We start from the raw sequence: 22990 nt of genomic DNA on the forward strand, positions 1-22990 counted from the left end.
CGGCCCACCGCGACTCCGCGTTTCTTGGTGCGCGGATTTTGAAGGCCGAAATCCGTCCGCCGCGTGCGTCCGCGAGCGAAACCTTCCGCCACTCCGTGAGCGCAAGGACAGTCGACGATGATGCCGCTTAATAACCACACCGCCCCAGCGGTGGGGGATTGACGGCGACATCACCACAAGCGGTAGTGGTTGCCTCCGGAATAACGATCGCGATGGCGACGTGTCCCGACTCGTTCGAAGCCTCACCCACACGGTCATCTTCGTTCCTCTCCCTCTCCTTCCGCCGCCCTCCGGACCGCCGCGGGCGTTTCGTTCCGTTCCTCTCCGCCGCCGCTCCCGTTCCTCGCCGTCCTCCGCCCATGCATTCGAACCTCGCCGCCACCTCCCGCCTCCAGACGTCCCTTGATTTGCCGACCGCGCTGCGTGCCACGCGGGTGCACGGGGCCACCCTCCTGAATCGCGCCATCGGGCCGGAGGAGCGCATGGTCGTGAAACGCGACAGCACCCGGGTGCGGTTCGATCTCAACAAGGTGATTCGAGCCATTGCACTGGCGTATCACGAGGTGCGCACGGACAACGCGCCGAATCCGTATCGCGACGACGCGCTCGCGTGCTTCGGGCTGGCCGGCGCCGATTTCGTCGAAGTGAAGGCGATCGCGGGTTCCGTTTCGCAGATGCTCGAGCTGCACTATCGCAACGGCCGGCATCCCTCGATCGAGCAGGTGCAGGACGCCGTGGAGAAGGCGATCGCCGCCGCGGGCAACTGGGAGGTCGCACGCACGTACATGCTGTATCGCGCGCGCCGTTCGGAGCGGCGGCTGGTGTCGTACGCCGACAACGGCATGGCGGACTACATCGCGATGGCGAAATACGCGCGCTACCGTCCGGATCTCGGCCGGCGCGAGGTGTTCGCCGAGGGCGTCGATCGCGTGCGCGATATGCATCTCAGCTTTTTCGCCGACCGGCTGGATCGCCAGGTGCCGGCGACGCTGCCGGCCGACGTGCAGGCCCTCGCCGGTGATGAGGCGGGACTGCTGATGCGCACGCTGGGCGGCGTGCCGCTGGCGCGGATCATCCGCGACGCCTTCACGCAGGTGACGCAGAAGCACGTGCTCCCGAGCATGCGTTCGATGCAGTTTGGCGGTGACGCCATTCTCCAGAACCACAGCCGCATGTTCAATTGCAGCTTCTCGAACGTCGATCGCGTCGAGTTTTTCCGCGAATACTTCTTCCTGCTGCTCAGCGGCTGCGGCGTCGGCTTTTCCGTGCAGCGCCATCACATCGCGCTGCTCCCCGCCCTGCCGAAGCGCGGCAAGGAAGCGGAGCTGCCGGTGTGGCACTTTCACATTGCCGACACCATCGAGGGCTGGTCGGACGCGCTGCACGCGCTCTTCGCCTCGTTCCTCGAGGGGAAGAAAATCGAATTCAACTACTCGGCCATTCGCGCGCGCGGCGCGGCGTTGAAGACCTCGGGCGGCAAGGCGCCCGGCCACCTTCCGCTCAAGAAGGCGCTCGCGCACGTCGAGCGCATCCTCGAGCACGCGAGCGGCCGCGCGCTGCGCCCGATCGAGGTCTACGACATCAACATGTTCATCGCCAAGGCGGTCCTCGCCGGCGGTATCCGCCGTTCGGCTACGATCTGCCTGTTCTCGCCGGACGACGAGGAGATGATGAACGCGAAGACCGGCAACTGGTTCGAGCACCACCCGCAGCGCTCGGCCTCGAACAACTCCGCCGTCGTGTCGCGGCGCGACGCGTCCTCGGAGCCGTTCCGCAAACTGTTTCGCGCGCAGAAGGAGTTTGGCGAGCCGGGCTTTTTCTTCTGCGACCATCCCGAGGCCGGCTGCAACCCGTGCGCCGAAATCAGCCTGCTCCCGGTCGTCGACTGGGAGCTGTCGCCGGAGGAGGTCAGCCGCTTGTACGCCGAGGGCTATACCGGCGATCTGCCGGGCACGACCCGCCTCTCGGGTTTTCAGCACTGCAATCTCACGACGATCAACGGCCAGGCCGCAACGACCGAGCTGGCGTTCTTCAAGGCCTGCATCGCGGCGAGCGTGATCGGCACGTTGCAGGCGGCGTACACCGCCATGCCGTACCTCGGGCCTGTCACGCGGCTGCTGAACGAGCACGACGCGCTGCTCGGCGTCTCGATCTGCGGCTTCATGGACAACCCCGCGGTGCTGTTCGATCCGGACACCCTCGCCAACGGCGCGTCGCTCTGCCGCGCAACCAACCGGCTCGTCGCCGGCCTCCTCGGCATCCGCCCCGCGGTGAAGCTCACCACCTGCAAACCCGAGGGCACGGCATCGCTGATTCTCAACGCCGCCTCCGGCATCCATCCGCATCACTCACGCCGTTATTTCCGGCGCGTCCAGGCGAACCGGAAGGAGCAGGTGTACCTGTTCTTCAAGGCCGTGAATCCCCAGATGACGGAGGCCTCGGTATACGCGCCCGACACTGACGACGTGATCACGTTTCCAGTCGAGGCGCCGAAGAAGGCGATTCTGCGGAAGGACCTCTCGGCCATCCAATTCCTGGAGCTGGTGAAACTCGTGCAGCAATACTGGGTGATTCCGGGCGGCGATCCGCTTTCGCGCTCGCCGGATCTGCACCACAACGTGTCAAACACGTGCACGGTTCGCGGCGACGAATGGGACGAGGTCGCTGACTTCATCTGGGCGAACCGCCGCTTTTTCACCGGCATTTCGCTGCTGCAGGACGCGGGCGACAAGGCCTACGCCCAAGCGCCCCGCGAGGAGGTGTCGAGCGAGGCCGACATCGCCCGCTGGAATGCGCTGCATCCGAATCCCGTCGACTACACGCTCATGCACGAGGCCTCGGACGAAACCGATCTCAAGCAGACCGTGGCCTGCGCCGGCGGTGCGTGTGAGATCATCTGACGCAGCTCAACCCTGGAGCGGCGGGTTTCCGCTCGAGGGATTCGCCCTCGAACGCGCGCATCGCGGCGCGATGACGAAGTTCATCCCGTTTGACCTGAATCAAGGCGGGGCGGATACCGGCAGGCTATGCTAGGGCCATGGAAAACGTCCTGCCCTTGCTCCGTCTCCCGTCGGCCTTGTCGTGGCGGGCCGTGCTGCTCCCGAAGGAGCACGGGAGCTGGTCGCTGGCCCTTGAGCCGCTGGCTTTCGGGCTGATGGCAGCTCCCTCGGCCGCCGGCGCCGCGCTCGCCGTGACCGTATGCGCCGCGTTTCTGGCCCGCCGGCCGCTGCGTCTGGCGATGCTGGAAACCAAGCCGGATCGTCGCACGGTCGCGCGCCGGGCCTTTGTCAGTTGCACGCTGGTCGCCGCGGTCGCGATGGCCGCCGCGGTCGCCCTCGGCGGCTGGAACTGGCTCATCTGGCTCACGCCCGCGCTCATCGCCGGGGGCGTTTTCCTCGCCTTCGATCTCCGTAATTCCGGGCGCGAGGAAGCGGCCGAGGTGGCGGGTGCCACGGCGTTTGCCCTCCTGCCGGCCGCGTTTGCCATCCTCGCCGGGCGGCCACCGCTCGTCGCGATCGCGCTGGCGCTGCTGATGTGCGGACGCGCGGTGCCGACGGTGCTGTGCATTCGCGCCGCATTGCGGATCGCCAAGAAGATCAAGGTTTCCACCACGCCCGCGCTGCTGAGCGCCGCGCTGGCGCTGGTGGCCGCGGTGGTGCTGGCCCGGCACGGCGTGGCTCCGTGGTTCGCCGTGCTTGCGACCGCGCTGCTCGCAGTGCGCGCGTTCCTGTGGCTCGCCGTTCCCCGACCCGCGTTGCGCGGCAGTACGTTGGGCATGATCGAAGCCGTTCTCGGCGTCGTGTTCGTCGTCGGTATCGCCGCCACGTGGGCGGAATAGCACCGAAATCCGCAAGGGATGCCCCTTCTATCGCATGATCCGAACAGCTCATTCCGGCCGCAAAAGCCATACTGAACGACCAACTCCCACTCGCTTGACCCACATCAAGGCCGGACCGCCCCACCTCGTCTAAACTCCACTCACGTTATCACGCCCACCATGAAATCCCCTGCTCTTCGCTACTACTGCTCCACCGCCGCACTGCTCGCGTTCGCGGCGCTGGCCCCGCGCCTCGCCGCTTCCGAGGGCACCGTCCTCGCCAAACCCGGCAGCAAGCTCGCCGCCGATCTGCCGGTCGAGATTGCAGTGCTGACCGAGGCTCCGAACGTCCCGCCGCCCATCAAGCGCCAGCACGCCGCCAAGGTCATCGTCAATCTCGAGGTGCGCGAAGTCGTGAAGCGTCTCGCCGACGGCGTCGAGTATACCTTCTGGACCTACGGCGGCAACGTTCCCGGTTCGTTCATCCGCGTGCGCGAAGGCGATTTCGTTGAGTTCCATCTCAACAATCATCCGACCTCGAAGATGCCGCATAACATCGATCTCCACGCCGTCACCGGTCCCGGTGGCGGCGCCGCGTCGTCGTTCACCGCGCCCGGTCACTCCTCGCAGTTTTCCTTCACGGCCTTGAATCCGGGTCTGTTTGTCTATCACTGCGCGACGGCGCCGGTGCCGATGCACATCGCCAATGGCATGTACGGGCTAATTCTCGTCGATCCGAAGGAAGCCCTGCCCGCGGTCGATCGGGAATTCTATGTGATGCAGGGCGAAATCTACACGTCCGGTCGCCACGGCGAACCGGGCCTGCAGAACTTCGATCCGATGAAGGCCGAGGATGAGCGGCCTCCGTACGTCGTGTTCAACGGCGCGGTCGGCTCGCTCGTCGGTGACAAGGCCCTCCAGGCCACGGTCGGCGACAAGGTCCGGCTCTATTTCGGCGTCGGTGGCCCCAACGTGACCTCGTCATTCCACATCATCGGCGAGATCTTCGACACCGTTTATCTCGAGGGCGGCGCGCTCCCGTCGCAACGCCACGTGCAAACCACGATGGTGCCGTCCGGAGGTTCCACTGTCGTCGACTTCAAGGTCGACGTCCCCGGCACGTTTGTCCTCGTCGATCACTCGCTTTCCCGCGCTTTCAACAAGGGCGCGCTCGGCATGCTCAAGGTCACCGGGCCCGAGAATCCGCTGCTCTACTCGGGCAAGGAAGTCGACGAAGTCTACATCGGCCAGGCTTCCGACGCCGGTTTCGCCGCCAGCAAACGCGAAGCCGAGCTCGTCGCACAGAAGGAAAAGGCCATCGCCGCCAATCCGCAGATCGCGAATATCACGAAGGAAATACAACTCGAGCGCGGCAAGAAGGTGTTCCTCACCTCGTGCTTCGCCTGTCACATGGCCACCGGCGAGGGCCTGCCCGGCGTGTTTCCGCCGCTGGCCAACTCCGATTACCTAAAGGCCGACAAGGATCGCGCGATCAAGGTCGTGCTGAAGGGCCTCAGCGGTCCGGTCACGGTCAATGGCAAATCCTACAACAACATGATGCCGCCGCAGGAGTTCACCGACGATCAGGTCGCCGACGTGCTGACCTACGTGATGAATTCCTGGGGCAACGACTACGGCCATGTCACCGTGCCCGACGTGAAACGCGTCCGGGGCGACAACAAGTAATCCCATGCGCGCGTCCCTCGCCCTGCTTCTCCTGTCCGGCCTGTGCGGGGCGGGCGCGCGCGCTGAAACCGCGGCTCCCGCCGGCATGACCTGGATTCCCTCCGGGACCTACGCGCCGCTGATCCGGAGCAAGGACGAGCCGGAGAAAGTGCCGGTCGCGGCGTTCTGGCTCGATGTCCGGCCCGTGACGAATGCCGAGTTTCTCGCGTTCGTCCGGGCCCATCCGTCGTGGCAGCGTTCCCGCGTCAGTCCTTTGTTTGCGGATACGGGCTACCTCGCGGACTGGGCCGGTGATCTTGAGCTCGGTCCGCGCGCCCCGGCGGACGCGCCCGTCATCCGGGTCTCCTGGTTCGCCGTCCGGGCCTACGCCCAGGCCGCGGGCAAACGCCTCCCGACCACGGCGGAATGGGAGCGGGCCGCCGCCGCCGGCTTTACGCAGGAGGACGGCGCGAAGGAACCGGGCTTCAGTGCCACCGTGCTCGCCTGGTTCACGCGCCCGACGCCGGAACGGCTGCCCGATGCCGGCAAGGGCCGGCCCAATGTTTTTGGCGTCCGCGATCTGCACGCGCTGGTCTGGGAGTGGGTCGACGACTTCAACACCGCCATGGTCACCGGCGAATCCCGGGCCGACACCGGCCTGGAAAGAAACCTGTTTTGCGGAGCGGGCGCCGCCGGCGTCCGCGATCCTTCGGATTTTCCCGCCTTCATGCGCGTCGGTTTTCGCAGCTCCGTTCGCGCCACCTACGCCGTGCCCAACCTCGGCTTCCGCTGCGCCCAATCACCATGAACTCCCGCATCCTCCTCGCCGCCGCGCTTGCCACCGCCGCCTCGCTGTCAGCCGCCGACGCACCTGCACTCCCGCCCTGCTGCCCAGCGGCCGACGCCACGCCCACGTGCTGTGACGCCACCAAGTCCGTCGCCGCCACGTCCGCGGTCGCGCCGTGCTGCGAGGAAATCAAACCCGCCGCGCCGCTCAGCCAGCGCTCGCTCTACCAACACGACGCCATCTGGACCAACGACGCCAACCGCCCGGTCCGCCTTGCGTCGCTGCGCGGCCAGCCCGTGATCGTCGCGATGTTTTTCGCCAGCTGCGAATACGCCTGTCCCGTCCTCGTGAACGATCTGCAACGCCTGCGCGCCGCGCTGCCGGCCGCGGAGCGGGATCGCACGCAGATTGTGCTCGTGAGCTTCGACACCGCGCGCGACACCCCCGCGGCGCTCAAGGCGTTTCGCGCCCGCATGACCCTCGACGATCACTGGACCCTGCTGCGGGGCGAGGCGTCGGCCGTGCAGGATCTCGCGATGCTGCTCGGCGTTAAATTCAAGCAGGACGCCCGCGGCCAGTTCGCGCACTCGAATCTTTTCACCGTGCTGAACGCCGGCGGCGAGATCGTCCATCAACACGCCGGGCTGCAGGGTGACGTCTCCGACGCCGCGAAAGCCGTCGTGCTTGCCGCCCAATGAAACCCGCCCTGACCATGTCCGCTCCCCGGCAACTCCGACAACTCGACGTCCGTCCCCTGATCGCGGAAGGGGGCGAGCCGTTTCCCAAAATCATGGCGGCGATTCAAGCGCTGCAGCCCGGCGACACGCTCGCGTTGATCACGCCGTTCATGCCATCGCCGCTGATCGAAAAACTGCAGGGCGAGGGCTTCGAAGCCCGGCCGGAGCGACGCCACGACGGGGCGTGGGAGACGCGTTTCCGCCGCGGCGACGCGTGATGGCTCCAGTCGACGGAAGATTTGGCGCGACGTGACAGCATCGGGTCGCTTGGATCGCGCCGTGCCGACTGACGTCACGCCCCTACGCAACGCCGCCATCGCCGGTACACTCCGTTCGTGTCAGTTGTTCTCGGGCCTGCCGCCGGCTGAGCTCGAGACCATCGCGGGTTTCTCGCAGCTGCGAAACGTTGACAAGGACAGCTACCTTTTCCGTGAAGGCGATCCGTCCGAGGGCTTTTACGTCGTGCAAAAAGGATCGCTCAACGTTCACCGCGTGAGCGTCACGGGCAAGGAGCAGGTGATCTATGTGTTTCGCACGGGGGAATCGCTCGCGGAAGCCTCGGTGGCCGGCGAACGCGGCTATCCCGCGAATGCGCGCGCCATCGAGGCCTCGTCCGTGGTTGTGATTCCGAAGGCACCGTTTCTGGCGTTGCTCGCGCGGCGGCCTGAACTCGGGCTGCGCATGCTTGGTTCGATGAGCCAGCATTTGCGCGTGCTCGTCGGACTCGTCGAGGATCTGACACTCAAGGACGTCGAGACCCGTTTCATTCACTGGTTGCTCAAGCGCTGCAAGCACGAGACCCAGGCCGAGACGACCGTGGAACTCGGCATGACGAAACGCGTGCTGGCGGCCGAACTCGGCACGAGCAGCGAAACCCTCTCGCGTACGTTTGCGCGATTGCGCGCGGAGGAATTGCTGGCCGTGTCAGGCAACACCCTCAAGGTGCGCAACACCGCGGCGCTGCGGACGCGTTTCAGCCGCCTGCTCGGCGAAGGCTGAGGGGAAGAGGACGTTGAGAGCTGAGAGTTGAGGGTTGACAGATCAATTGGCGGCTCGCGTACGCCGAGCAGACGCCGGTCACGGGACAAATTGTCTTTTCTCTCAACTCTCAACCCTCAGCTCTCAACTCAGTCCTGCCCCCTCACGTCGCCAACGACGGCGCGTATTCGGAGAAACTGCAGCTGAGCGTCGCCGGTGGACGCACCTGGAGGGCGTGACGGAACTGACAGATCCCGCAAAAGGCTTCGATCTCTCGTCGGGCGATCTGCTGGATCACGAGATTGAGTTCGTTGAACGACGCATCGCGTTCGAGCGGCTCCAGTCCCGGCGTGGCGGCCTGCGCCAGCACCAGCGCTTCGAGCATCGCCTGTTCACCGGCCACAAAGTACGCGAGCAGCGGATTCCGCCCGCACGGGCAGGCTGGCTTCTCCTCGTGGGCAAAGCGGGTGCCACCCGCGCGGTGGCGGGCCAGGGGATTTGTCAGCGCAAGAAACAGTTCGTCGAGCGTCCAGTCGATGAGGTGGACCAATGCATCCGGATGGCCAAGCGGTGAGTTAACCGGCTCGGCGCGCAACAAGCCCTCCCAGTGAGCCCGCACTTCGGGCCGGCGGGCGCGAAGACCGCTCAATAGTGATTCCTGCATGCCAGCTACTATACCGCAGAAGCCCGTCTCGCGCTGCGCGTGAGTTGGCAGACGCTATGCATCGGTTGGCTTCGCCGCCGGCAGAGTCACCATGACCCGCAGGCCGGACCGGTCGGACCGATTTTCGCACCGGATGGACCCGCCGTGCATCCGGGCGATGGTCTGACAAATCGCGAGCCCCAGGCCGTGACCGCGCGTACCGTTTCGACTGTGAGGTGTTTCCAACCGCACAAAGCGCTCAAACACCCGCTCGAGCTGGTCCGGCGGCAGGCCGGGACCGGTGTCGGTCACCGCCATGATCCAGCCTTCCGGCTCCCGCCGGACACTGAGATCCACCGTGCCCTCGTCCGGCGTCACAGCCAGGGCGTTGGTGGCCAGGTTCAGCAGCAACTGCCGGAGCAGGGTCGGCTCACCGCGCACCTCGCCGGGATCGACGCGGCTGACGACGAACCGCGCCCGCTGATCCTGGGCCAGCGCCGTGGCGTCCTCGGCGAAGTCCCGAACAAACTCCGGCACGTCGATGATGCGCGAGTGCAGCGCCAGGATGCCGCTGTCGGCCCGCGAGAGAAACAGCAGGCTCTCGATGATGCGGTGCAGTTGTGCGATCTCCTCCAGCAAATCCTCGAGCGTCGAGAGCGCTTCGGTGTCGTGCGCGAGGCGCGGCCGGAGTTTCTCCGCGTTGAGCCGCACCAGGGCGAGCGGCGTCTTCAACTCGTGCGACGCGTCGGCGGTGAAACGCCGGACCTGATCAAACGAGGCCTCGAGCCGGTCGAACATCTGGTTGAGGAGCACGGCCAGCGACGCCAGTTCGTCGTGCCCCGCCGGCACCGGAATGCGTTCGCTCAGGGTCTCGCCGCCAATCCGACGCGCGGTCTGCTCGATTGCCCGGACTGGTTGCAGCGTCACCCGGCTGAACGCAAAGCCCAGCGCGAGCCCGACGCCAGCCACGACCACCACAAGGACCATCGCGACCTTCACGTACTCCTGAAACAACCGTCGCATGGGCGCGAGCGGGCTTGCGACCTGCACATGCCAGGGGCCCTGGTTGAACTCGGACAACCGCACCGGCCCAATGCCGGGTAGCTCGACCGTGCTGTGCAATTCCTCGCCCGAAAGATCCGGCAGGACGTTCGGACCGAGATTGGGGGATCGGAACAGAATCGCGCCGCGCTCCGAATGCACCTGGATGAAGAAGAGCGCGTTGTCGCTGTCGGCATCGTGGCTGATGCGGCGCGTCACCTCTTCCGCCGAGAGCGTCGGATCGGAGCCCATCAGCGAGCGAAGTTCACGAAACTCCACCTCGTGCAGCAGCTGCAGACTGCGCAGCACCTGCCGCTCGAGGAGCCAGCCGCCGACCGCCAGCACCACCGCGGTCGTCACGGTCACGAGCGCGGCAAACCGCAGCGTGAGGCGCTGGGTGAACGTTCTCATGCGAGCTGGTAACCGCTGCCCCGCACGGTTCGAATCAGCGGCTCCGTTCCGGGAAGTTCAAACTTCACGCGCAGGCGGCGGATATAGACGTCGATCAGATTGGTCTCCATGTCGTACGACGCCTCCCAGATTTTCTCCGCGATGAACGTCCGCGTCAGCACCCGGCCGGGATTGAGCAGAAACAACTCGAGCAGCGAAAACTCCCGCGTGGTCAGCTCCACCGGCACGCCGCCGGTCGTGACGTTGCGGCCAAGCAGATCCATGCGAATGCCGCGGTGCTCGAGCACGGTCGTCTTCGCGCCGCCCTGCCGGCGCAGCAACGAGCGCAACCGCGCGATCAGTTCATCGACGCTGAAGGGCTTGGGCAGGTAATCATCGGCCCCGAGGTTGAGCCCGCGAATCCGATCCTGCACCGCGTCGCGCGCGCTCAGGATGAGGACAGGCTCGTTGAAACCGCTCGCCCGCCACTCGCGCAGGAGATCGAGGCCATCACCGTCGGGCAGGCCCAGGTCGAGCACCACCGCATCGTACGGCGTGTCCGCCAGCGCGTCGCGCGCCGCCGCACAACTGCCGGCGACATGGGTGGTGTAGGCCTGTTCATTCAGCGCGCGCTCGACAAAGCGGCTCACCTTTTTCTCATCCTCGACGATCAGAATCTTCATTGCTGGTCCGCGACAGGAGATCCGCCGCTACGAGCCTTGTGCAAGGTTCGTACGTAACGGGCGAGTCCAACCACATCGCGATCCGGCAAATATTCATGGCCCGCCATCGGCAGACCGGGGAGCCCAAACTTGATGATGCGCGCCAGGGCAGCGTCGGTGTCCCCCGCCGGCCCGACAAACCGCCACGGCGTCACGCCCCAGTTGGGCGGCCGCATACTGAGACGCCCGGCGATCGCGCCGTCGCCCCCGCCCTTTTCGCCATGACACGGCGCACACAGCTGCAGAAACAGCCGCTGCGCCTGCGGCAGCGGCGTCACGTCCGAAGCGGCCGGCACCCACGCGGCAATCTGCGCCTGGCGAGCGCCCACCGTCGCCGCGCCGAGCGTTGCCAGATACGCGACCAGCGCCTCACCCCGGATCTCGCCCGGAGAAAACAGCTGCACATACGCCGGCATGCGCGACCCCGGCGACACCGCCCGCGGCGCGATCAGATGCAGGCGGTTCCACTCCGGCGAACGCCGGTTGCCGACGTGCGAGAGATCCGGACCCATGCGCCGCGCACCGAGCAAGGGCGGTGCACCGGTGAGACTTTCGGCCAGTGACGCCGCCGGTCCCCAGAATTCCACGTCCGCCGCCACGCGCGGCCGGATGTACTGCGAATGACAGTGGATGCAGCCCTCCGCGATGTAGACCTCGCGGCCCAGCCGCTCCAGCGCATCGGGCTCGCCCGCGTCCACCCGGCAGGTCGTCACCGCCGCCGCGATTGCGAGCGGCACGATCTGACGCACCGTGCGGCGGCGCCACAGCAGCGCCGCGGCAATCGTTCCGACCGCCACCACCACAAACGCCACCGGCACCCGCGCCAGATCCTGCGCCATGCCGATGCCCAGCGCCGAACCCAGCCAGCCCGCCACCGCAAACACGATTGCAGCCACGCCCGGCCCACCCTGCCGCGCCGGAAACTCGACGAGCACCGTCGAGTAAAGGGACACACCGGCCGTGTAAAACCACGCGGCCGGCACGAATGCCGGCACCACGTTTTCCAGCATCAGACACGCGGTCGCCAGCGCCGCTGTACCGCCGGCAATCACCGCGACGCGCCCGCCGCGATCGAGCCACGCGCCCGCCAGCGCCGCCGCCCCGAGATGCACCGCCGCGTTCGCGAACAGCATCGGGCCATCGCCCCACGTGGCGGCCCGCAGCGACGCCGTATGCTGCACGATGTAGAACGCCGCCGAATCCATCCACACCAGCGCCAGCAACACCACCACCCAGCAGGCGACTCCGGCCGCCGATTCCCGCCGCTCTGCCGTCCGGCCGCGCGCCGCGTTTGCCACCGGTGTCATCCAGCGCGGCAACCACGACGCCACGATCACCACCGCCACTGCCACGCCCGTTTGCACCGACGCCGGCGCCCGAAACACCAACGGCACATTGCAGATCGCGTAGGCCGCGCCCGTGCCCATCCCAACGGCCAGACCCAGTCGCGCCGTTCCCGTCACCGTGCGCAGTCCCGCCGTCAGGATCACCGTCAGCCAGCCCAGCGAAAGTCCCACGGCCCCCGCCGCGGCCACCATCGCGGCCAACGACGACGCCAGCAGCGCCGCCGCCGCGCTCAGCGCACACGCGCGAAACGCCCACGCCAGCAGCATCGGATAACGGTCCGCGCGAAACGTCCGCGCAGCCACCAGCGCGCCGATGACGCCACCCGCGCCCAGTCCCGTCATGATGCCACGCAACGACGCCGGCGTCGGCGCCACGACCCGCGACAACTCCAGCAACGCAAACTCGGCGAAGATCAGGAAATAGACGTACGTCGCCGCCACCGCCGCCAGCGCCGCCCACCAGGCCGTTCGACCTCCGGTCGGAGTGACTGAGTCAGGTGCGGTCATCGCCGCCTTTCGCGAGCACCCACGCCTGCACCGCCGCGCACGTGAGATCGGTGGCCGTCACCGCCAGCCACGCCCGATCGAAATACCCCGTCGCCACGGCCACCCCGGTGAAGAGACCGGCGGCCACGCGCACGACCGCCGTGATTTCAAGGACGGTGCGCAACCGCGCCGTGCCGCCGAGCGCCAGCGCGAAGAGATAACTGGCCCCGACCGCGCCGACGAAGACGCCGACGAAACGCACGAACGCGAGCGCCTCCGCGCCGGGGACCTTCGCGCCCATCTGCGTCAGCGTGAACGCCGGCGCCGCAATCAACGCGACGCCCGTCGCCGTGTCCATCGCGCCGACCAACGCAGCGTAGATCCGCACGAAGCGGAGTGAAACCGGTGCACTCATCGGCGGAAAAAATCCCGAATCCACCACGCCGATGCGCCGGCCATGGCCACGCCGCCCGCGAGCCGCAAGCCGAGCAGACCCTGCGTCCAGCCTTCGCTGCGAAACAGTTCAGCCACGTGATCGGCCTCACGCGCGCCCAGCACCAGCATCGAGGCGACGTACAGCGCGCAACCCGCCTGCCACGTGAGGAAAACGGCTCGGGGCACGGCGCGCGCGGACAGCACGACAATGATCGCCGCGTTCACGCTGGTCACCAGTCCCGCCATCGCGAGATGCGCGTGGGCGACGAGGCCATGCGTGAATTTTTGCGACTCCGACACCCCGGGCAGAAACGTCACCCACCCGCTCAGCACCAGCAGCGCCCACCACGCGGCCGCCGCCCGGAGCCACGGCCGCGCCGCCGCCGGCCAGAGATAGCGTTCCCAGTGCAGCGGCAGCAGCGGTATCCAGGCCAGCAGCACGGCGAGCGCCGCGATCTGAGCCGGGGCGTGATGCGAGGCATGGCCGCGATCGATGACGGCGAACACCAGCCACGAAAGCCCGAGCGCCACGCCAAAGAAGGTCCACCGCCCACGATGAGCGAGCCCGAGAAACGCCGGCAACCCGAAGTAGATCGTCACGATGCCCAGCGTCGATCCGAGCAGCGACGCACCGGTCGCGCCGCCGCTGTCCGGGTTGACCGGAGGATGCACCGCCCGGCCTGCCGCCCAATACAAGATCGACGGCACGACCAGCAGCAGCAGCAGCACCACACTGCGTCCGCGGCGGCCCGCGACCGACAGCCCGCGCCAACGCCACCACGTGTGCGCCGCGAGGAACGCCCACACGATGTGCATCGCGCCCGGCAGCAGCGGCAGCGCCCAGCCGTGCCAGTCGAGAAAAAGCCGTCCACTCGTTGTGCCCCCGAGCCAGGCGACGCCGCCCAGCGCAAGCGCCACCGACCACGCCCCCAGCGCGACCTGCACGTGCCGGCGCACATCGGGATGCCCCGTGTCCGCGTACCACGCCAGCAAGCCGCCGACCAGCGGCAGGGAACACCAGCCGTAAAGCTGCCAGTCGAGGTGCAACGGCATCCAGCGGCCGTACGTGAGCGGCGCGATCGCGTCGCCAACCGCCGGCCACACCACCACGACACCGAGCCACACCCCCACCAGGTTGGCGGCCAGCAGCCAGCCGAGGCTGTGCAACGCCACCGTCCGCCCGAAGGGCAGCACCGCGGGTTGACCCGCCGGGATCATGTGGCGACTTCGTCGAGCCGGCCGTCGCGCACCCGGATGATCCGATGGCACGCCTCGGCAAACCGACGTTCGTGCGTGGCGAGCACGACCGCGATGCGCTCGCGTTCCGCCAGTTGTTTCAGGAGCCCGAACACGGTGGAGCCCGTGGTTTCGTCGAGCGAACCCGTCGGCTCGTCCGCCAGCAGCAGCCGCGGGGAATTCATCAACGCCCGGCAGATCGCGGTGCGCTGCCGCTCGCCGCCGGAAAGATCCTGGATGCGATGACCGAGCCGGTGACCGAGATCCACCTGCGCGGTGAGTTCGCGCACGCGCGCGGCCGTTTCCTTCGTGCCGCGCCCGACCGCCAGCGCCGGGATGCGCAGGTTCTCCTCGACCGTCAGATCGGGAATCAGGTTGTGCAGCTGGAAAATGAATCCGAGCCGGTGGCGTCGCAGCTCGAGCCGGTTGGCCTCGATGCGCGGATCGAGACCGCACACCGTGAGCTCGCCGCGGTCCGGCACATCGAGCCCGCCGAGGAGGTGCAGCAACGTGCTCTTGCCCGAACCCGACGCGCCCCACAGCGCGACCACTTCGCCGCTGCGGACGGACAGTGACACGTCGCGCAGCACGACGATCCGGCCGCCGTCGTAGCTCTTCGAAACATCCTTTGCCTGCGCGAGAACCTCGCGGGGGTTTTTCTCACTCATAGCGCAACGCCTCCGCCGGTTGGATCCGCGAGGCGAACCGCGCGGGATAGATCGCGCCGCCGCCCGCCGTGACAAACGCCGTCGCCACGATGCCGATGAGCACCAGCGGATCGAGCGACGCCTGCACATAGCCCTGGAACTGCGGCACGCGTTCGAGGATGCCGAGCAGGACGAAGCCGATGGCGAATCCCGCGACGACGCCGGCCGTGGCCAGCACCGCCGCCTCGCCAAAGATGAGCGCCGCGACCTGCGGTCCGGAGAAACCGCACACGCGCAGGACGGCGATTTCGCGGATCCGCGTGAAGACGGAGAGCAGCATCGTGTTCGCGACGCCGAGTCCACCGAGGCAGAACGCGCACACGCCGACCGCCCACGCGGTGAAGTTGAGAATCTTGAAGCTGTTGTAGGTCGAGTTGAACTCGCGGTTCTCGAGCCCGATGATCCCGGGCTCCGCCGTCTCGAGTCCGCGCTTGAAGTCCGCGCCGCGCCGTTCGTCGCGCAGTTTCACGGTGACGACCGACGCCGCACCGTTGCGGTGGAAGAATTCCTGCGCCGCCGCGATCGGCAGAAACACGCCACCATCCTCAAAGCCGTTTTCCGTTTTGAAAATTCCGCCGACTTTGAAAATCGCGCGACCGATCGGCACCTTGTCGCCGAGCTTGGCCTTGAGAAATTCCGCCGCGCGCGAGCCGAGGAAAATCTCCTCTTCGCGCGCCCCAAAATCCGCCTTCGTCCCCGCGCGCCACTCGGCCTTTGCCAGCCGCGGATCGCTCGCCTCGATGCCGAAGCACGTGATGACCGGATGATCCGGCGCGGACACGATCCCGAACAAGACCGGATGCGCGGACTCGACTTCGGGCCGGGCCCGAATCGCCGCCACCTGATCGCGCGTGACCGAGCTGAAGAAGAGATCGGACACGTTGCGCTCGAACACCAGATAGTGGCTGTCGCTCGCGAGGATGCGTTGGAACATCCCGATCGCACCGGTCACGATCGCGAGGATCGTGAGCATCGCCGCCACGCCAAAGGCGATGCCCGCCATCCCGATGACGGCGCGCCAGCGGTGACGGCGCAGATTGGTCAAAACGAGGGAGAGTATTTTCATGCGGCTTGCGTGGAATTCAGGCCGCGGCGCTTTGCGCTTCGTCGACCGTCGCCATCACTTCGGAAAGGGCCGCGCCCGCCGCCGCCAGATAATGCCAGCGTCGTCCGCCGCCCGCGGTGAGTCGAGCCAGCGCCGTCGCCGATTGCGCCGAGAGCCGCCGCAACCGCGCCCGCGCCGCCGGCACGCCGAGCGCGTACGCGAGGTTCGGGCGCCCGAGCAGCCGATCGCGGCCGGTCGTCTTCCCTGCCTCATAGCTCGCCGCGAGCACGTCGCGGAGATCGTCGGCGATCTGAAAACCCTGCCCCCAGTAAAGACACAGCGCCCGCAGCGAACGCCATTCCGCCCGCGTCGGGCGTGCGAGCGTCGCCGGCAGCAAAATCGCGAGCTCGAAGAGCGCGCCCGTTTTCGCCGCCGCGACCATGCCGACGGTCCGGGCTGATCGATCCGTTTCTGCAAACGCCAGATCCCAGGCCTGGCCGCCGACCAGCCCGGCCACGCCGAGGCTGCGATCGAGGCAGGCGCTGGCCTTCACCCGCACCGACCGGGGCTCGGCCGCCAGCGCGTCTCCGACGAGCGAATACGCGCGGTTGATGAAGGCCAGTGCGGCCAGGATCGCCGTCGCGTCGCCGTGCTGGCGGTGCACGCACGGCCGGTTGCGGCGCAGCGCGGCGTCGTCCATGCACGGCAGATCGTCGAGCACCAGCGACGCGGTGTGAAAGTATTCGACCGCACACGCGAGCCGCTCGGCCGCCGCGCCACGCAGGCCGTGATGCATCGCGCCGGCCAGCACGAGTTGCGGACGCACCAGTTTGCCGGGCGTCGCCGCGAGCTGATGGATCGCCGCGCGCAGATGCGGCTCGGTCGCGGACGCGCCGGGGGCGTGGCGGATCAGGGCGGCAGCCAGGCGCTGGAAGGACTTGGCGTTCATGCGCGGTTCAGGAGGAGGTCCGGCCTTCGAGGTGGAAGATGACGCGCACCAGCGGATCGACTTTCAGGACCAGAAACATCCGGATGATCGGCAGTCCGAATTCCCGCGTGTCGATCGTGGCCTCGCCGTCGACCTTGTGCACGTTGGCCTCGGTCGCGATCGTGACCGGGAACTTCAGGTCGCGCGTCACGCCGTGAAACGTCAGCTTCCCGCTCGCGGTGTATCCGCCGGGCTGGTTCGCCACGGGTTCCAGAGCGGTGAGCTCAAACCGGCCGTCGGGGAACTTGTCCGTGTCCTGCCAGGTGTGCATCGCCTTGTCGCGGCCGTCCTTCCCGGTCACCACGTCGCGAAAGTGAAAGGCCAGTCGGGCGGTCACGACGCGGCCGTCGCCGTTCACCGTCACGGCCGGCTCAAAACGCGCCAGCTTGCCGGTGAAGGAGTCGCCCGAGGCGCGCACCGCAATGTCGACGCGGGACTGCGTCAGATCGATCGCGAGGGGACGGTCGGCCGCGCGACCGCGCCACGCAGCACCGGCGAACACCAGCAACACCAGCAAAAGGCGGGGAATCATGCCTCCCTTATAGCCTTTGAAAATGAACGCCGGTTGAACGGCAAATGAACTTTTGTTCACCTCACCGCGGCACCGGTCCGCGCCGGCCTACGAATCCACCTGCTGCGTCTCGACCCAGCGGACGGCGTGCCGGATCAGCGCGGTGGCGTCCCGCAGCTCGAGCTTCTCCTTGATGTTGGACCGGTGCACGTCGACGGTCTTCGGGCTCAGGTGCAGCTGCTCCGCGATGTCGCGCGTGCTCTTGCCCTGCCCGATCAGTTGAAACACCTCGAACTCGCGGTCGGTGAGTTTCTCGATGGGCGACGACGACCCGCGGGGCCGCGCCGTCGACAGACCCTCGAGAATGCGCGCCGACATGCGCGGGCTCACGTACATTTCACCGCGCAGGATCTGGCGAATCGCCGCGAGGAGATTTTCCCCGCCGGCCTCCTTCATGATGTAGCCGCGCGCGCCGGCCCGCAGGGCCCGTTCCGCATACACGGCCTCGTCGTGCATGGAGACCACCAGCACCAGCAGCGTCGGATCGAGGGCCCGCAGATCCTTCACGAATTCGAGACCGCTGCGGCCGGGCATCGTCAGATCCGTCAACACCAGCTCCGGTTTGGTCTTTTCCAGCTGGGCAAACGCCTCGGCCGGATTGCCCGCCTCGCCGCAGACCGCCATGTCCGTCTGCCGATCGATGAGCTGGCCCAGGCCCGCCCGCATGAAGGGATGATCGTCGACGAGAAGGATGCGGCGGCGCGGCACGGCAACCGGAGCCGGTAATGGTTTGTCCGCGGCGGAACCGCGGGGGAAAGGTTCGGATTTCTTGGCGCGCAAATTAGTCCTTCTGCGGCAGGCGACAGATCACGGCGACGCCTTCGCCGCGTTTCGAAGTGACGCTCAGCTCGGCGCCGATCGTCGCGGCCCGGTGCTGCATCAGGCCTAGGCCTAGGCCGCGGCGCGTGGACTTCGACTTCGTCATGCCGGTGCCGTCGTCAATAATCTCGAGTTGCAGGAGCTGCGGCGTGCGCGACAGACGGATGATGACGTGACTCGCGCGGGCGTGCTTCACGGCGTTGCTCACCGCCTCCTGTGCAATGCGGTAAAGGTGGCCGGTGACAAACGAGTCGGACACCTCGATGGCCTCCGGTGATTCAAAGGTGCACTCCAGCCGGCCCGCTGCGCTCATGCGGTTGGCCAGTTCGGCCAGGCCCACCTGCAACGAATCGCGATCGTGACCAACCGGCACCAGACCGCGCGCGAGAAAGCGGGTCTGCGCGATCGCCTCGCGGAGAATCTTGCACATCAGGTCGAGCCGTTTCTCGAGGTCGGGCCGGCTCGCGAAGTCCTCCTTCAGCGCGGTGCACATCAGTTCGAGCGCGGTGAGCTGCTGCCCCAGTCCGTCGTGCAGGTCCGCCCCGATGCTCATGCGCTCGCGCTCGCCCACGGCGACGATTTCACGCTCGAGGCGTTTCTGCTCCGCCTGGGCCTCGGCCAGGGCTTTCGCCTGCGTTGCGACCGCCAGGGCCCGGCGGACGATCGTCGGCAGCAAATCCAGCAGCGCCGTATCCTTCATCACGTAATCGAGCGCGCCCTGCTTCATCACCTCGACCGCTACCTTCTCGTCGCCCTGGCCGGTGACGACCACGAAGGGCACCGGGGCCATGTCGCGCTGCAGCTCGGCCACGAGCGCCGGGCCGCTGCCGTCGCGGAGCTTCAGATCGAGAATCATCAGGTCGGGCGTGTGGGCTTTCAGCCACTCGCGCGCGGCCCGCGCCGAGGCCGCGGTCGCAATTTCGTAGCGATCGGCCACCAGGGCGTCCGCCATCAACGTCAGCAGACCTTCGTCGTCATCGACGACCAGAATCAGGGCGGAGTGCTCCGACACGGCCACGGTGACGCTCAGCGGGGCCCGATGGCCGGGACGACCAGGAGCGGCACGAACAAACCCAGCCGGCGAATGGCCTCGGCAAAGCGATCGTAGTCGACCGGTTTCTGGATATACACGCTGCAGCCCAGCTGGTGACAGCGCTCGACCTCGCGTGAATCGTCCGTGGTGGTCAGCATGATGACCGAGAGCTTGCGAAACTCGGGATCGGCCTTCAAGCGGCGCAGCACCTCGATGCCGTCGACCTTGGGCATCCGGATGTCGAGCAGCACGAGATAGGTCTCATTCGGTTTGTGCCGGCGATTGAAGAAGAAATCCAGGATGGCCTGCCCGTCACGAAAGTGCTCGATGTGATTGTCCAGCCCCGCGCTTTCCAGGTTCTCGCGAATCAGGATCGCATGACCTTCGTCATCGTCGACGATCAGGATGGTGGGTGACTTGCTCATGCCGGGGAGGAAACAGGGTGCACGGCGGGAAGGGAGACAAAAAAAGTGGACCCGCGGTCGGACTGGCTCTCCACCCAAATGCGGCCCTTCTGGCGTTCGAGCACGCGCTGCGCGATCGTCAGGCCCAGGCCTTCGCCCGTGGAGACGTCGGGGTCGAGCCGGTGAAAGATTTCGAACACCTTGCCCTGGTGCTCAGGCGCGATGCCGATGCCGTTGTCGGCGACGGCGTACACCGCGTGGCCGTCGCGAATCTCGCCCGTGACTGTGATGCGCAGCGGCCGGGACGGCGCGCGGTATTTGCGGGCGTTGTCGATCAAGTTGGCGAACACCTGACTGGTCTGGTCGTTGTCCCCGAGACAATTCGGCAAGAGCCCGACCTCCACCTCGGTGCCGGCCTCATCGAGCTGGAATTTCATGGCGGCAAGAATTTCCGCGATCAGGCCGCTCATGTTCAGCGGACGGATCTTCAACGCGACGCGGCCCAGGCGCGAATAGCGGAGCAGGCCGGCGAGGAGCGTATCCATCTTCGTGACGCCCGCGTTGATGAACCGCAGGGCCTGCGGGATCACGGTGTCGACCGGCGCCTGGAGTTTCTCCACCGGCACGGTGCCATCGGCGGAGGCCGCGATGGCGCCCCGGATGGTATCGCAGGCGCGATTGAGCTGCTTGCCGAAGCCCTGGACGTTGACGAGGGGCGAACGCAGATCGTGCGAGACCGTGTAGACGATGGTTTCGAGCTCCTTGTTTTTCTCCGCCAAATCCGCCGCCGTCCGCTGCAGTTCCTCCTCGTCGGCCTTGCGCTGGGTGATGTCGGTGCGAATCGCCACATACTGCACCGGCTTTCCCGCCTCGTTGAGGAACGGGAAGATCGTCGTATCGACCCAGTAATAGGAGCCGTCCTTGGCGCGATTGCGCATCTCGGCGTGCCAGACATGGCCGCGGCCGATCGCCGTCCACAGGCCGTGAAAAAATTCCCGTGAGTGGTAGCCGGAATTGATGATCCGGTGATCCTGGCCAATCAGCTCCTCGCGTGCGTACTTGGAAATCGCGCAGAACTTGTCGTTGACGTAGGTGATGCGCCCCGACGGGTCGGTGATCGCCACGATCGAGTGCTCGTCGAGGGCGGCCTTCAAGTCCTTGAGCTCCTTGAGGGTCGCGAAAAGATTCTGCTCGAGCTGCCGCTGCTTGTGCCCCGGTCCGTGCAACTCCGCCTCGGCTTCCAGTCGTTGCAGGCGCGCCACCAATTCGGTGCGGGGCAAGGTGGAATAGTCGAGATGCGGCACGTGCCAAGTGTCGCCTGCCAGCCACCATCCGCAAGTCCCGATCACACCGCCCGGATGTCGACTGTGGTCTCACGCACCACCCAGCCACGGGAACGCCCCGGAAAGACCCTAGGGAATTCCTTTAGCGAGATGCCGCCCCGGCTCCAATTACCCGCGGCGGCCGCACCTGCTACAGTGGCCGCCGATGAATGCCGCAACTCCCGCCGCCCACCACGCCGGATCGACCCTCGAACCCAAGGGTCACGACCTCGCCGCCTGTTTGCAGCAGTCCAACCTGTATCGGGAATACCAGCACGCGTTCCAGACCGCGACCGGTCTGCCCCTGGTGTTCCGGCCCGCCGGTTCGTTCCAGGCTCCGTTCCATGGCGCAAAAAACGCCAACGGCTTTTGCACGCTCATGGCCGCCCGCAGCAAGACCTGCGCAGCCTGCCTGCAGTTGCAGCAGCGCGGTGAGGTCGCGGCGCACGACGACGCCGCCACCCTCGAGTGCTTTGCCGGCCTGAGCGAGTCGCTCGTCCCGGTCCGGATCGGCGAGCAGACCGTCGGTTACCTGCAGACCGGCCAGGTGTTCCTGCGCCGTCCGACCGAGAAACTCTTTCGTCAGGCCGTCCAGCAACTGCGCGAGTGGCACTCCGATGTCGACGAGGCGCAACTGCACACGGCGTTCTTCGCGACCCGCGTCCTGACCCGCTCGAACTACGAGGCGACCGTCCGTCTGCTCGCGAGTTTCGCGCAGCATCTGTCGATGATCGCGAACGAGCTGATGCTGAAGGGAGCCGCCGCCGAGCCGCCCGCCGTGGCCCGCGCCCGCGCCTTCATCGCCGAGCATCTCGACGAGGCCCTGTCGCTGCACCAGGTCGCGCAGGCCGCCCACATGAGCGCCTTTTATTTCTGCAAGGTGTTCAAGGCCGCGACGGGCCTCACGCTGACCGACTATCTGGCCCGCACGCGGATCGAGCGCATCAAGCAACTCCTCGTGAACCCGCACATGCGCGTGAGCGAGGCGGCCTATGCGGCCGGTTTCCAATCGCTGTCACAGTTCAACCGGGTGTTCCGCCGCATCGTCGGCCAGTCGCCGTCGACGTATCGCGATCATCTGCACGGCACGGTGCCCGCGGGCGGCTCGCGTTCGCCGCTGCCGTTCGCCGCCTGAGACCAACAATAAATGCGCAGCGCTGGCCAACTCCCGCGCAGCCACAAATCCCCGCAACGACTAGAGTAAATCCCTCCCTCCCATGACTGCCCTCAATCGCAAAACCGTCGTGCTGCACGAACCCACCGAGCAGGAAATCCAACACGCGGCCTATCTGCTGTGGGTTGAAGCCGGGCGTCCGGAAGGCCGTGACCTCGATCACTGGCTGGCGGCCAAGGAGATGCTCACTCACCGGCACGGTCGCGATGCCACCACCCGCCGGCCTGCGCCGGAAATCGCGGCGCCCGCGCCCGCCAAGCTCAAGAACTAACCCCGCCCCGAAACCAACCTGACCCTCCGCCCTCGTCTGGCGCACGTCTCCCGCGCGCCCCGGGGGCTTGGTTGCATCCCTTTTCCTCACCATGTCCATCGTACCGCTGACCATCATCATCAGTCTCTGCCTCGTCTTCAGCTTCGTGGTCTTTTTCCTGCGCGAGCACGCCCGCAACCGGGTGAGCAGCGCGGAACGCGATTCGTTGCTGCCCCTCGCCGAGGAGACGCCGCGCCTCGCCGGCTTTTCCGCCCAGCACCAGGACGACGATCATGAGTGCGGGTGCCACGACGGCCGCCGCGCGCCGTGCCAGGGCTGCCTGCGTCGGTCCCATTAAGTCTTTCGCCTGAACCTCCTCCTTCACCGCGTCTCC

General features: G+C 66.9%; 24 protein-coding genes. 10 read left to right on the top strand and 14 right to left on the bottom strand.

From position 1 onward, the window contains the following. Positions 1-359 precede the first annotated feature (359 nt). The 7 genes from ACLJEU_RS20755 to ACLJEU_RS20785 all read left to right on the top strand — a co-directional run bounded on the left by ACLJEU_RS20755 (position 360) and on the right by ACLJEU_RS20785 (position 8005). Positions 360-2900, top strand: coding sequence for an ATP cone domain-containing protein (locus tag ACLJEU_RS20755; RefSeq protein ID WP_414663270.1), 2541 nt, complete (start codon positions 360-362; stop codon positions 2898-2900). Between the two features lie 137 nt (positions 2901-3037). Then, complete coding sequence (locus ACLJEU_RS20760; RefSeq protein ID WP_414663271.1) at positions 3038-3838, top strand: YwiC-like family protein; 801 nt, start codon at positions 3038-3040, stop codon at positions 3836-3838. A gap of 159 nt (positions 3839-3997) precedes the next feature. Further along, complete coding sequence (gene nirK / locus ACLJEU_RS20765) at positions 3998-5503, top strand: copper-containing nitrite reductase (protein WP_414663272.1); 1506 nt, start codon at positions 3998-4000, stop codon at positions 5501-5503. Positions 5504-5507: 4 nt separating this feature from the next. Beyond that, positions 5508-6290 (top strand): formylglycine-generating enzyme family protein, encoded by a 783-nt coding sequence (locus ACLJEU_RS20770; RefSeq protein WP_414663273.1) that lies wholly within the window; start codon positions 5508-5510, stop codon positions 6288-6290. Further along, positions 6287-6967, top strand: a complete 681-nt coding sequence (locus tag ACLJEU_RS20775; RefSeq protein ID WP_414663274.1) for an SCO family protein — start codon at positions 6287-6289, stop codon at positions 6965-6967. Before ACLJEU_RS20770 ends, ACLJEU_RS20775 begins: the two co-directional genes overlap by 4 nt. 14 nt (positions 6968-6981) lie before the next feature. Then, positions 6982-7224, top strand: coding sequence for a DUF2249 domain-containing protein (locus ACLJEU_RS20780; protein ID WP_457795284.1), 243 nt, complete (start codon positions 6982-6984; stop codon positions 7222-7224). A 61-nt stretch (positions 7225-7285) separates the two neighbouring features. Beyond that, complete coding sequence (locus tag ACLJEU_RS20785) at positions 7286-8005, top strand: Crp/Fnr family transcriptional regulator (protein WP_414663276.1); 720 nt, start codon at positions 7286-7288, stop codon at positions 8003-8005. A gap of 142 nt (positions 8006-8147) precedes the next feature. Here the strand turns inward: ACLJEU_RS20785 and ACLJEU_RS20790 are convergent, their stop codons facing one another. The 14 genes from ACLJEU_RS20790 to ACLJEU_RS20855 form a co-directional block, all read right to left on the bottom strand. Then, positions 8148-8579: a hypothetical protein gene (locus ACLJEU_RS20790; RefSeq protein ID WP_457795285.1), complete on the bottom strand. Its 432-nt coding sequence runs from the start codon at positions 8577-8579 to the stop codon at positions 8148-8150. A 123-nt stretch (positions 8580-8702) separates the two neighbouring features. Then, positions 8703-10079: a sensor histidine kinase gene (locus ACLJEU_RS20795; RefSeq protein ID WP_414663278.1), complete on the bottom strand. Its 1377-nt coding sequence runs from the start codon at positions 10077-10079 to the stop codon at positions 8703-8705. Next, positions 10076-10741: a response regulator transcription factor gene (locus tag ACLJEU_RS20800; RefSeq protein WP_414663279.1), complete on the bottom strand. Its 666-nt coding sequence runs from the start codon at positions 10739-10741 to the stop codon at positions 10076-10078. Before ACLJEU_RS20800 ends, ACLJEU_RS20795 begins: the two co-directional genes overlap by 4 nt. Continuing rightward, a complete protein-coding gene (locus ACLJEU_RS20805) occupies positions 10738-12633 on the bottom strand; it encodes a cbb3-type cytochrome c oxidase subunit II (protein WP_414663280.1) in 1896 nt (631 codons plus the stop codon). Before ACLJEU_RS20805 ends, ACLJEU_RS20800 begins: the two co-directional genes overlap by 4 nt. Next, positions 12620-13027, bottom strand: coding sequence for a hypothetical protein (locus tag ACLJEU_RS20810; RefSeq protein ID WP_414663281.1), 408 nt, complete (start codon positions 13025-13027; stop codon positions 12620-12622). Before ACLJEU_RS20810 ends, ACLJEU_RS20805 begins: the two co-directional genes overlap by 14 nt. After that, positions 13024-14265 (bottom strand): hypothetical protein, encoded by a 1242-nt coding sequence (locus ACLJEU_RS20815; RefSeq protein ID WP_414663282.1) that lies wholly within the window; start codon positions 14263-14265, stop codon positions 13024-13026. The genes ACLJEU_RS20810 and ACLJEU_RS20815 overlap by 4 nt, the downstream gene beginning before the upstream one ends. Further along, positions 14262-14951 (bottom strand): ABC transporter ATP-binding protein, encoded by a 690-nt coding sequence (locus ACLJEU_RS20820; protein ID WP_414663283.1) that lies wholly within the window; start codon positions 14949-14951, stop codon positions 14262-14264. Before ACLJEU_RS20820 ends, ACLJEU_RS20815 begins: the two co-directional genes overlap by 4 nt. Next, positions 14944-16056: an ABC transporter permease gene (locus ACLJEU_RS20825; RefSeq protein ID WP_414663284.1), complete on the bottom strand. Its 1113-nt coding sequence runs from the start codon at positions 16054-16056 to the stop codon at positions 14944-14946. The genes ACLJEU_RS20820 and ACLJEU_RS20825 overlap by 8 nt, the downstream gene beginning before the upstream one ends. Before the next feature lie 16 nt (positions 16057-16072). Continuing rightward, entirely contained in the window at positions 16073-16984 is a 912-nt protein-coding gene (locus tag ACLJEU_RS20830) for a polyprenyl synthetase family protein (protein WP_414663285.1), read from the bottom strand. A 7-nt stretch (positions 16985-16991) separates the two neighbouring features. Further along, positions 16992-17555 (bottom strand): YceI family protein, encoded by a 564-nt coding sequence (locus ACLJEU_RS20835; protein ID WP_414663286.1) that lies wholly within the window; start codon positions 17553-17555, stop codon positions 16992-16994. Positions 17556-17642: 87 nt separating this feature from the next. Continuing rightward, positions 17643-18302, bottom strand: coding sequence for a response regulator (locus tag ACLJEU_RS20840; RefSeq protein ID WP_414663287.1), 660 nt, complete (start codon positions 18300-18302; stop codon positions 17643-17645). 73 nt (positions 18303-18375) lie between these two features. Then, the gene (locus ACLJEU_RS20845) at positions 18376-19425 is read right to left on the bottom strand and encodes a hybrid sensor histidine kinase/response regulator (RefSeq protein ID WP_414663288.1); all 1050 of its coding nucleotides are present in this window, start codon (positions 19423-19425) and stop codon (positions 18376-18378) included. Between the two features lie 14 nt (positions 19426-19439). Further along, positions 19440-19871 carry a response regulator gene (locus ACLJEU_RS20850; protein WP_414663289.1) on the bottom strand — a complete coding sequence of 144 codons (432 nt, stop codon included), beginning with the start codon at positions 19869-19871 and terminating at the stop codon, positions 19440-19442. Next, positions 19868-21130: a sensor histidine kinase gene (locus ACLJEU_RS20855; RefSeq protein ID WP_414663290.1), complete on the bottom strand. Its 1263-nt coding sequence runs from the start codon at positions 21128-21130 to the stop codon at positions 19868-19870. Before ACLJEU_RS20855 ends, ACLJEU_RS20850 begins: the two co-directional genes overlap by 4 nt. A 208-nt stretch (positions 21131-21338) precedes the next feature. On the opposite strand from ACLJEU_RS20855, the gene ACLJEU_RS20860 reads away from it, so the two are divergent. The 3 genes from ACLJEU_RS20860 to ACLJEU_RS20870 all read left to right on the top strand — a co-directional run bounded on the left by ACLJEU_RS20860 (position 21339) and on the right by ACLJEU_RS20870 (position 22954). Beyond that, a complete protein-coding gene (locus ACLJEU_RS20860) occupies positions 21339-22307 on the top strand; it encodes a helix-turn-helix domain-containing protein (protein WP_414663291.1) in 969 nt (322 codons plus the stop codon). Positions 22308-22389: 82 nt separating this feature from the next. Further along, positions 22390-22617 carry a DUF2934 domain-containing protein gene (locus tag ACLJEU_RS20865; protein WP_414663292.1) on the top strand — a complete coding sequence of 76 codons (228 nt, stop codon included), beginning with the start codon at positions 22390-22392 and terminating at the stop codon, positions 22615-22617. A gap of 91 nt (positions 22618-22708) precedes the next feature. Further along, entirely contained in the window at positions 22709-22954 is a 246-nt protein-coding gene (locus tag ACLJEU_RS20870; protein WP_414663293.1) for a hypothetical protein, read from the top strand. The last annotated feature ends 36 nt before the right edge of the window (positions 22955-22990 follow it).

Source organism: Terrisphaera buseokensis (genome assembly GCF_047521145.2).
Taxonomy (GTDB): Bacteria; Verrucomicrobiota; Verrucomicrobiia; order Opitutales; family Opitutaceae; genus ER46.